The organism is Bacillus sp. (in: firmicutes) (assembly GCF_031983925.1).
In the GTDB taxonomy this organism is placed as follows: Bacteria; Bacillota; Bacilli; order Bacillales; family Bacillaceae_G; genus Bacillus_A; species Bacillus_A pacificus.
In genome coordinates this window covers 766,649-778,261 of sequence record NZ_DALYZR010000001.1, presented here as the reverse complement: position 1 = coordinate 778,261, position 11,613 = coordinate 766,649, and the positions used below count along the sequence as shown (strand labels likewise).

The window sequence follows — 11,613 nt, the reverse complement described above, 5'->3', positions numbered from 1 at the left end:
ATATTTATGTGTAAAGCGAAAACAATACTTTAGAAAGAAATTTTCTTGAGGTCCTATCGAATCGATTATGAAAAAATTAGCCGGATAAATATCTATCATACAAAAAAGGAAGTTGGAATGATTCCAACTTCCTTTTCTTTACTTAGTCGCGCTTAATTTAATACGAACTTTCGTCTCACCTAAAGATAGTTCATCATCTTCATTCGTTAAGTGACCAAATGTAAATTGTTTAACGAGTAAGTTTTCTTCCAACAACTGTTTATGATTCGTTAATGTTTGCTGCAGTTCTTCCTCTGTATCAAGAATTACATCTACTCGTAAATTAACAGGTAAATTCAACTGTTTACGATATTCTTGAACGGCGCGAATGAATTCACGTGCTACCCCTTCTTGTAGCAATTCTTCCGTCACATTCGTATCTAACATTACTGTATATTGTCCGTTAGTTGTATTAGAGAATCCAGATTTTGCAACTTTCTCTACTAATACATCTTCAGTCGTTACAACTACTTCTTCTCCTGATGCTGCTTCGTAAACTGCTCTTTCTGTAGTGACAAAGTTTTGTACCTCGTCTTGTGATAATTGTTTTAGCCAGTCATTTACTGCATTCACATTTTTACCGAACTTCGGCCCAGCCGTTTTAAAATTCAGCTTTAATTGATAGGACGTGTATTTCGTTTCATCAAGTTCAACATGGAACGCCTTCACATTTAACTCATCCATGACGATATCACGATAAGATTCCCAATCCATATCATTTTCATTATGCTCAAGTAATACAAGTTCCGCTAACGGCTGTTTTACTTTTAAAGAATGCTGATTACGATTACTTCTTCCAAGTTCAACAACTTGTAAAACTGCATCCATTTCCGCTTCTAATTTCGGCTGAAGTAGTGATTCATTTACAACTGGATAATCCTCTAAATGAACGCTACTTCCAGTTAAATTCAAATGAATATCTTCAGCGACAAACGGTGTAAATGGTGCAATTAATTTACTAATTGTCACAAGTACTTCATGAAGTGTCTCATACGCAGCTGCTTTTTCAGCATTCATACCAGACTCCCAGAAACGATTACGCGATCGCCTTACGTACCAATTACTTACTTCATCTACAAGCGTCGCGATTTCACGAGCTGCATTCGTAAATTGATAATCATCAAGTGCAGTTCTCACTTTTTTCGTTGTACTATGCAATCTTGATAATACCCATTCATCCAATTTCGTTCGCTTTACGTCATATGTTTCATCTGGATTATACTCATCTAAATTTGCATATAAAACGTAGAAGCTATACACATTGACTAATGTATCTACAAACTTAGATTTCGCTTCCAATACTGTTCTTTCAGAAAAACGCTTCGCATTCCACGGAGCACTGTCAACGAGAAGTGCCCATCTTAAAGCATCTGCACCAAACTGATTTACTAAATCAACTGGATCTAGTGCATTCCCTTTACTTTTAGACATTTTCTGTCCTTCTTCATCTAATACATGCCCTAGTGATAACACTCGTTTATAAGGCACTTTTCCTGTATATAGTGCCGATACTGCTAATAAACTATAAAACCAGCCGCGTGTTTGATCAATGCCTTCTGCAATTACATCTGCTGGAAACTGATCTTCAAATAACTCTTTATTTTCAAACGGATAATGATATTGCGCAAATGGCATCGAACCACTATCAAACCAAACATCAATTACTTCTGGTGTACGATTCATCGCACCTCCGCATTTTTCGCAGCTAACTTGTACTTCATCTACATACGGCTTATGCAATTCTAAATCTTCAGGTGTTTCTTTCGTACTATGCTTTCTTAAATCAGCAATGCTTTTCGGTGCGAATTGATGATCGCAACTTTCACATTCCCATACGTTTAATGGTGTTCCCCAATATCTATTTCGGCTAATATTCCAGTCCACCATATTTTCTAAAAACTTACCAAAGCGTCCATGTTTCATATGGTCTGGATACCAAGTAACAGTATCGTTATTTTGTAAAAATGTATCCTTAATTGCAGTTGTTCGGATTAACCAACTCTCTCCTGCATAATAAAGAAGTGGTGAATCACAGCGCCAGCAATGCGGGTAGCTATGTTCATACTTTTCTTTATGGTATAGTAAGCCTTCCTTCGCTAAATAACGAACGATATCTACGTCACTATCTTTAACAAATTTACCTTTCAAAAATGGTACTGCCTCTGTATACTCACCTTTCTCATCTACAACATGCAAGAATGACAATCCTTCACTTTGAACGACTCTATAATCGTCTTCCCCGTATGCCGGTGCGATATGAACGAGTCCTGTACCACTATCTGCCGTGACAAAATCGGCTGCGATAACGTGGTAACCATTTGTAACTTCCTTCATTGGAAACGGTGCTGTGTAAGAAGTATTTACTAATTCTTCTCCTTTATGAACAGATAATACTTCATAGTCTTCTTTTAATACATCTTGTACACGTTCTTTCGCAACAATGTATACATACCCTTCTTGTTTCGCTTTCACGTATTCCATATTTGGATGTACAGCGAGTGCAACATTGGCTGGAAGTGTCCAAGGTGTTGTCGTCCAACCTAGGAAATATTCATTTTCACTATCTTTCACTTTAAATTTAACTGTTGCACTTAAATCTTTTACTGTTTTATACCCTTGGGCAACCTCATGTGAACTTAGTGAAGTTTGACAGCTTGGGCAATATGGTGAAACTCTATGCCCTTTATACAATAATCCTTTTTCATGAATCGTCCCTAAAATATGCCATACACTTTCGATATATGGATTCTCTAACGTAACGTATGGATCATCCATATCTACCCAGTAACCGATGCTTTCAGTGAATTCACGCCACTGCTTCTCATATGTGAATACACTCTCTTTACACTTTTTAATAAATGGTTCAATTCCATACTCTTCGATTTCATGTTTACCAGAAATACCAAGTTGTTTCTCAACACCTAATTCTACAGGTAAGCCGTGTGTATCCCATCCCGCTTTTCTTAACACTTTATAACCAGCCATCGTTTTATATCTTGCTACTACATCTTTTATTGTTCGTCCAAGCGCATGACCTACATGCGGTAATCCATTCGCCGTTGGTGGTCCTTCATAAAAAACAAACGATTGTGCGCCTTCTCGATTCTGAATTGATTGCTCGAAAATACTTTGCTCGTTCCACTGCTTACGAATACGTGTTTCTCTCCCTACAGCTGACTCTTTTACATCTACTTTCTTCATCTACAATCACTCCTTTTTATGTTTTAAAGCACACAAAAAACCCGTCCCTATGAAGTAGGGACGGGTTTAACCGCGTTACCACCCTAATTCTATTAGCTCTTCGCTAATAGCACTTAGCAACGTACTATCATACGTGTTCTTTGTAACGGTAGACATCCGTCCGGGCTTACTTACTTTCAGCCTCGGCTCCTCGGAGATGATTTTCAAATAACGTCTGCACACCGGCTTTCAGCAACATACCGGCTCTCTGTGGAACAGTACACTATTTTACTCTTTCTCGTCTTCAGATTTGTATACTTTGTTAAAAGCTATTTTATGCCATTGGATAATAAATTGTCAACTAATTCAAAATATATTTTCATTTATACCCTTTTTCGTGATTGTTATACAATTACTTTTCAAATTCTCGCAATGCTGCTAAATTTTCATCATCCTCTATAAGCTCAGCGAAAAATCCCGACTCATCCTCACGAAGTACAATTTCAAGCTCTTCCTTCGCCTCTTCATTTCTGTTTAACTGCGCTAAATAACAAGCACGATCATATCTTGCTAACAAATCACTCGCATCAATTTTTAATGCTTCATTTGCTATTTCTTCTGCCTTTCGTGTTTGGCCGGCACCATGATAAGAAGATGCTAAAGAAAGAAGAATTGCTGTTTCATTCGGATGATGTATAGAAGCATTTTCTAATACGTGAATTGCCTCTTCAAACCGTTCTTGACTTTGATATATTTCTCCTAAAGCAAGAAACGCTCTACTTACAAACGGTGTTTGCTCCGTTAATTGTAAAGTAATCTTTTCTGCTTTTCTTTCTTCTCCCATTTTAAAGAATACTTGTGCTTGTAAAAGAAGCGTATCATAATCATCTGGTAACTCTCGAACCATTTGCTTCGTTAATTCTGCAGCATCCCGTAACCTATCTTCTTCCTCACACTCTATGAAAAGATTTACAAGTTGCTTGGCTACATCGTAATCCCATTTACTTTCTAATGATGTTTGCAATACATCTATCGCCTCTTTATACATCGCCACATTCTCATAAAATAGTGCAAATCGCTGCGCTGCCATACTATTTTTTTGATTTAACTTTAATGAGATTTCATATAAATCAATGATTGTAGTAATAATCGAAATTTCTTTCGCACGGTTTTTCATGCGATAAAAAGCTCTTGTAATTATGGATTTCTTCGGCTGTTCATTTTGTTGACGTTCAATCCACCTTTCTGTAACCGCAGATGCTGCATACATAAACGCCATACTTCTGTCTGCCTTTTTCACTTTTAATATATGAAGAAAATCTCGTATGTTAGACCATTTCTTATGTTGTTCTATCGCTTTTACATATACATCAAATATACGTTCATTATTTACATCTTTTTGTATCACTTTCATCGCAATTTCAATTGCCTTTGCATTTCTATTTTTCACTAATACTTTTGCATAATGATATAAAACTTCTGTATGCTCGCCATCTAATCGTAGTGCCTCTTCAATCTGTACTTGTTCTTTATCTATTTCATTCATTGCTCCATACACATATGCAATCGCATCTAATCGCCATATTTCAGGTACTTCGTCCGCTAATTGTTCTAGTTCAGCCAGCAATTCTTCCTGAAGATTCATTTCTACTGAAAGCTGTGCCAAATATTCCATATTAATATGCAACGGCTCTTCTTTCATCGCCTGAACCATATGACTTTGTTCTTTAGAACGATTTTCTTCTTTTTCATATATTTCCGCAAGCTGTAAATGTACACCAATGAAATTCCCATCAAGCTCTAAACATCTTTCATACGCTTGTTTTGCTTCCGTTAATTGTCCTAATGCCATAAGTGTTTCACCAATTCGGTAATACGGTAATGCCGTTTCTTTTTGTTCTATCGCCTTATTATATCTTTTCATCGCCTGACCGTACTGTCCAATCGACTCATATAAAATACCTGTATAACAGCCATATTCACTTACGTCATTTCTTTCTTTTTGTAACGTTCTTAAGAATGCTATTCCTCGTTGTACAAATACCGTTCCTTTCATTCGATTCACATATTCATCTAACGCACTTGCTACATTATATTCGCTCTGCTTTATACCACTCTCTAACTTAGACAATGCTACTTTAAATCCTTCTTCACTTCCACCAAGTTCAACCTCAGCATCCCATAAAACCATTCCAGCGTTCATAAGGAAATCTTGGCTCTTTTCAATTTGTTTTTCGATACTGAGAATATATTCTTTTGCTTCCTTATATTGTTCTCTTGCCATATAAACTTGCGTAAGTCCGAAGTGAGAATATACATCATCATGATTTTCTTCTAAAGCACGAGTATACGATGTTTCCGCTTCTTCCAGACTATCCTTTTGAAAATGGTAGTCACCGAGTTTTACGTATAGAGATGCCTTATCATCACAATTCTCAATACCTTTTAATAAAACTTCTTTCGTACTTTCTTCATCCTTCAAATCAGATTCGTATATTTCTGCAAGTTTCGTATAAATGTATGGTGCATTACTATCCAAATGAATTGCTATTTTAAGCCCTTTTATCGCTAAATATAATTTCCCTAAATGATGCGCACATCTCGCTCGCTCATACCATACATGTGCTTCATTTTTATATTCTTTTAACAAATCATTAAAGATTTCATACGCTTCTTCATATCTTTCTAAATCTATTAATATTAACCCGTGATTCGTTAAAGTAAATCGTTCAGGGCTACGTTCCAAGGCGACTTGAGAAAACTGCAACGCCTTTTCAGATTGATCGATATACATATATGATAAAGCGAGAAAACTCCAAGCAATCGGCTGATCCGCGTCTAATTGTAACGAGGAACGAAAACTTGAAATCGCTTCTAAATAACTTTCCTGCTCAAAAGCATACCTTCCGTTTATGAAATGATATAAGGCACGATTATTTTTCTTCTCAACACTCGCAAGCATGTGTCCAGCTTTTTCTAACTCTTCAAGGCGAATAAAGCACTGTGCACCATGTAATTTAACAAAATCTGAGTTAGGAAATTTCTCCATTAACTTTTCTATACAATATAAAATAAATTCTTTATCTACTTCAACATCTAAATGCTTAACCGTATATAACCACGTATTCGGATTATCACTCGTCCCTTTTAAAAACTGTACTAAGTCATGAATCCCCTCTTTATCTTGTTCATCCAAATGATCTGTTAAAGAAAAAATAGATTTAAAATAATGATGTTCTTCTTCATTTAAAAATGATAGTAGTTCCTTTTTTTCTTTCGGAACAAACGTAATCGCTAAGCAGCCTGTATAACGATATTTTTCTTGCAACTTACTATATTCCACAATAACTGGTTCGATAAAATTCGGATCTTGAACATAAAAAGCTTGTAACATATCATCGTATCCAGCTAGCACTTGCACATGTGACGCATGCTCAATATCTATACTTAATAAAACGGGAATCCCCTGATCTAACAGTCTCTTATAATTTTCTACATTCCCTTTAAAATAACGATATTCATAACCTAATTCTTCTAAATAAGAAACAGTATCTGAAAACTTCGATCCCGTCATATCAAAAATAAACTCTGCTATCTCATCTTGTGTACGTTTGTCTCCCCATAACTGCAACATCATTTCTAAACTTGTCGGTACACAATAATTATCCTTTTGTACAATTGGAACGATTGGTAAGTGAACCTTTTTGCCATCTGGATTTTTTTCTAAATTATGATATAAAGACTCTTTTAAACTTTTTTCTTCTTTTAATAACTGTTGTAAATCTACAATTTTATTCATTTTGTAAAGCGCTTCTGCACGTAAATGTACAAAGTAAGTTTTATACGCATGATAAGGAAGCTGCTTATTTATGTTATCAATTACCACTAACATTTCTTCATACTTCCCTAAATCTAATAAATATTTCACCTTTTCAAAATGAAAATATGGTACTTGCGGGAACTTTACAATCGCATCATCAATTAGCTGTAATGCACGTTTTTGTTCTCCCTTATTCGCATATAACTGTGATAATAAATAGGTAGATAACTCTTCACAATCTTTATGCTGCATACCAGCTATAAATTGTTCTTCTGCTTTCTCCCATTCACCTGTATGCATATACACGTAGCCCCATTTATCAAATACTGCACGTGCACTGTACTCCTCTGCCTTTTGCATATAAAAAAGAGCTTCTTCATTTCGTTTCATTTCCAACAAACATCGTACTAATGTAAAATATGTTTTCGCTAAAAGATCAACGTCTATCTCTTCTTTATTTACCTCTTCTAATGAGTCTTTTAACAACTGTTCTACTTCAAGTATTTTCCGCTCATCAATTAACTCATCACAATATAAAGAGAGCGTTCTCATATTTGGGAATTTTTTATAGGCATAGCGAATGAGGAATGAACTGTATTGGTGCATAAGCCCTTCATCAGTAAGACGTATTAATATATCAAACTCCTTATGTGAAGGAATATTAGCAAGCCACTTTTTCACATAAGATAAAGTATTCGTTTCTTTTATATATGAAATTTCATTATTTATTCCCTGTAATCCATCTATAAATCTCTTGTCTTTCAAACAAGCATCTAACTGCTCAAAATCTAGCATGTATTCACCTCAAATTTATATTTAAACTGCTACTTGCTTAGATTTTACACATCATATTGTAGGTATTCAACTAAAATCTCCTATAATGGATAGTATTATTTAATATTATTCGAATTTATAACAAAATATAGTAAAATTGATTGTTTTTCTCTGTATTTTGTTTGATTAACTGGAATAACGTAACATATGGATCTTATTTTTATATAGTTGAAATCAGTACATGAAATTATATCGGCGATAATTTAAATATATCAGCGATTCTTTCGTTTTATCGGCGATTTTCAAATTATATCAGCGATTATATGTCGAATATCGACTTACCGACATTAAGCGACATTTTTCATCGTATTGCTCCTTTAACATTCTATTTCACCAAATGTAATTTTCATATTCGGAGCATATACTAAAGAGGAATGTAGATGAAACGCTCTAAAAAATTTGAGTTCAGCTTCATATTGATCTAACGCATCATCATATGTTAATCCTCTGTCTATTAAACGTTCTACAAATTGTTGCTTATCACCGGGATTACCAGCAATCCCTTCTTCTTTTAATGATTGATACAAATCGTTTTTATCATTATGATGCATATTAGAATCTAAAAAGTTCACTTTATCACTTACTCTACATTGAATATTTTTTACGCCTAGTTCACTTAAAAACATCGGTATTTTCATACCAATATTTCCATCTTTTCCGCTTCTCTGCATGTCACTTTCAAATAAATTCTGCAAAGCTCCTAGCCTAATAATTTCCGATTGATTCTCTCCATTTAAAAAGTATGAAGACATATTTGATATCCAATGTGGTTCAAAACAGATTATTTTTCCGCCCTTTTTAATTGAATGTATCATTTTTTCTAGCATCGTTTTTGGTGAACTCATATGTAACAAAAAAGCATGACAGATTGCTATATCGTATTTATCGTTTAATTCTATTTCTGTAGCATCCCCCTCCATAAATTCTGACTCATATGGAAGTAAACGAAATAACGCTCTCGCTTCAGCTAATAAAGTTTCTCCACTATCAATGCCGGTATACTTTGATCCTTTTGGAAGTAATGGCATTAATACTAAGCCTAAATAACCATATCCACAACCGTATTCAACGATATGTACAGGCTTAGTAATCTTCCAAACTGTATTTACTAAAAAGCTTACATAATCGTCGTTGTAATATAAATCTCTCGTGTTTTTTAAATATGTTAGTTTATTGTTCCAATCATACGTTTCCAACATCTAACGCCTCCTTTTATATACAAAACTAAAGTTCTCTATAGAATAGTCGTATTCCTACACTTTTCTTAAAATTTCAAAGCAAAAAGCTAGTGTATTATTAAAAATACACTAGCTTTTTATTTGGAAGAAAAATTTAACAAGTACAATCACAATCAAAACAATCCGTACAGTCTAAATCGTCACAATCTGCTTTCCTCTTTCTTTTGTTTCTTTTAAGATAATAATACAGTAGCCCAAACAATAGTATACAAATAACAAAAGCTATTATTGCTTCTGTATACTTATTTTGAGTCATAAAACCAATTCCACTTCCGCCTGAAATAAAAATTAGAATTAAATAAATCCAGAACATCTATGTAAATACCTCCATTACTATATATCTTAAGATAATATCCATATAACACCAGAGGAAATGAATAATCCCATACCATTACCGCTTAATACACCAGTAGTTATTCTTAGCAAATTTGAGCTACTTCTCCATTTCCACTTTTGGGTGAACCCATCGATAAGTAACGGAATTTGAGCGAAAAATGATAGTATGATTGCGAAAAGAAATGAAGGTGTCATATAAAAATAAATTGGAAACATTAAAATACCAATAAGCATGCCTGTACAACGCGCACATAAAGGTATGTACTTTTGTAGTTTAAAAAAACTCCTATCTAATCTTCTATGACAAGGAATTTGTAAAATAAAAGTTCGAATCAATATGAATCACCCTCTCTAAAAAGATTTTAATTGATTTTGCAAAAAAAATATATATCCAATAAAAAAACAAACCAGGTTTATACTAGACCCAGTTTGTCAGTTTACTACTATGTTACATCTCCTCAGGTGCCTCCACCCCAAGTAAACGTAATCCTTCTTTTAATACAACCGTCACAGCATAAACCAATGCGAGTCTGCTGTCTTTTTCTTTGCTCTCTTCTAATATACGAACATTACCATAATATTTATTGAATGATTGTGCTACATCTAATATATATTTCGAAATAATCGATGGCTCATTTTTATTGAAAGCTGCTTCAATTATTTGCGGGAATTTATTTAGGAATTTTACGACGCTCCAGCTATAATCATCTTTTAATGCAAACGTACACGTTTCAAATTCTACACTTTCTTTTCTTAAAATAGAGCAAGCACGTGCATGTGTGTACTGTACATACGGTCCTGTTTCTCCTTCAAATTTTAGCATATTTTCTAATGAAAATTCGATATTGTGCATACGCTCATTTTTTAAATCGTGGAAGATAACTGCGCCAACACCGACTTGCTTTGCTACTTCTTCTTTCTGTTTTAAATTTGGATTTTTCTCTTCAATATTTTGTTTTGCAAGGTCTATTGCTTCCTCAAGTACTTCTTCGAGTAAAATAATTCTTCCTTTACGTGTCGACATTTTCTTACCATCTTTTAAAATGAACCCAAACGGTACATGTTCCATGCCGTCAACCCAAGTGTAACCCAGCTTTTTTAATACAGTGAAAAATTGATTGAAGTGTAAACTTTGTTCTGGGCCAACTACATATAGCGCTTTATCAAATGCATATGTGTTTTGACGGTATAACGCTGCCGTTAAGTCACGTGTTGCGTAAATCGTTGCACCGTCGGATTTTCTAATTAAGCAAGGCGGCATTCCCTCTTCTTCTAAATTAACGACTAACGCGCCTTCTGACTCTTCAAGCAAATCATGTTCTTCTAAAATCTCAATAAAATCTTCCATCAAATTATTATAAAAAGCTTCTCCTTGAAAATTAGTAAATTCAACACCGAGAAGTTCATAAATACGAGAAAATTCTTTTAAAGATTCGTGGCGGAACCAATTCCAAAGCTCAACAGCTTCTTCATCACCTTCTTCTAATTTCTTAAACCAAGCGCGTCCTTCTTCTTCTAATTCTTCGTTGTCTTTTACCTCTTCATGGAATTGAACATATAACTTAAATAGTTCACGGATTGGATCCTCTTTCACTACTGCTTCATTGCCCCATTTTTTATAAGCGGTAATTAACTTTCCAAACTGTGTTCCCCAGTCTCCAATATAATTAATCCCTACAACTTCATAGCCACATTTTTCAGCGATATGTTTCAGTGAATTTCCAATCATTGTAGAACGTAAATGCCCCATTGAAAAAGGTTTCGCAATATTAGGAGACGAATAATCGATAACTACAGTCTTTTCACATCCAAAATGATTTTGACCGTACTCTTCTTTCTCCGCTAAAATCGTTTTTAATACTTCATCACTTACCGTTTCACGATTAAAAAAGACATTTACGTAAGGACCAACAGCCTCTACTTTCGCAAAAAACGGATCACTTAATTTCTCTGCAACTTCCTTTGCGATAATAGCTGGTGATTTTTTATATTGCTTCGCAAGTGAAAAACATGGAAATGCAACATCTCCGAATTCATCTTGTTTCGGTGTTTCAATTAAATCTAAAATTTGCTTTTGCGTTAATTCATTCGTAAAAATATTAGATAAACTTTCTGCAAACTGCTTTTTATAATCCATGCTACAACCTCCTTCATTTTTAAAATACA

General features: G+C 34.4%; 6 protein-coding genes and 1 other annotated feature. All 6 genes read right to left on the bottom strand.

Features of this window, described 5'->3' with window-relative positions:
• Positions 1-138: 138 nt before the first annotated feature.
• Positions 139-3,240, bottom strand: a complete 3,102-nt coding sequence (gene ileS, locus RTP99_RS04120; RefSeq protein ID WP_000754918.1) for an isoleucine--tRNA ligase — start codon at positions 3,238-3,240, stop codon at positions 139-141.
• Between the two features lie 53 nt (positions 3,241-3,293).
• Positions 3,294-3,533: a binding site (T-box leader), on the bottom strand.
• A 98-nt stretch (positions 3,534-3,631) separates the two neighbouring features.
• Positions 3,632-7,834, bottom strand: a complete 4,203-nt coding sequence (locus RTP99_RS04115; RefSeq protein WP_000883656.1) for a bacteriocin-processing peptidase family protein — start codon at positions 7,832-7,834, stop codon at positions 3,632-3,634.
• A 356-nt stretch (positions 7,835-8,190) separates the two neighbouring features.
• Complete coding sequence (locus tag RTP99_RS04110) at positions 8,191-9,069, bottom strand: class I SAM-dependent methyltransferase (RefSeq protein WP_312364697.1); 879 nt, start codon at positions 9,067-9,069, stop codon at positions 8,191-8,193.
• A 136-nt stretch (positions 9,070-9,205) separates the two neighbouring features.
• Complete coding sequence (locus tag RTP99_RS04105; protein WP_000498604.1) at positions 9,206-9,424, bottom strand: hypothetical protein; 219 nt, start codon at positions 9,422-9,424, stop codon at positions 9,206-9,208.
• A 29-nt stretch (positions 9,425-9,453) separates the two neighbouring features.
• A complete protein-coding gene (locus RTP99_RS04100; protein ID WP_000621473.1) occupies positions 9,454-9,783 on the bottom strand; it encodes a DUF2085 domain-containing protein in 330 nt (109 codons plus the stop codon).
• Between the two features lie 112 nt (positions 9,784-9,895).
• Positions 9,896-11,584: an arginine--tRNA ligase gene (gene argS, locus RTP99_RS04095; RefSeq protein ID WP_046646906.1), complete on the bottom strand. Its 1,689-nt coding sequence runs from the start codon at positions 11,582-11,584 to the stop codon at positions 9,896-9,898.
• Positions 11,585-11,613 lie beyond the last annotated feature (29 nt).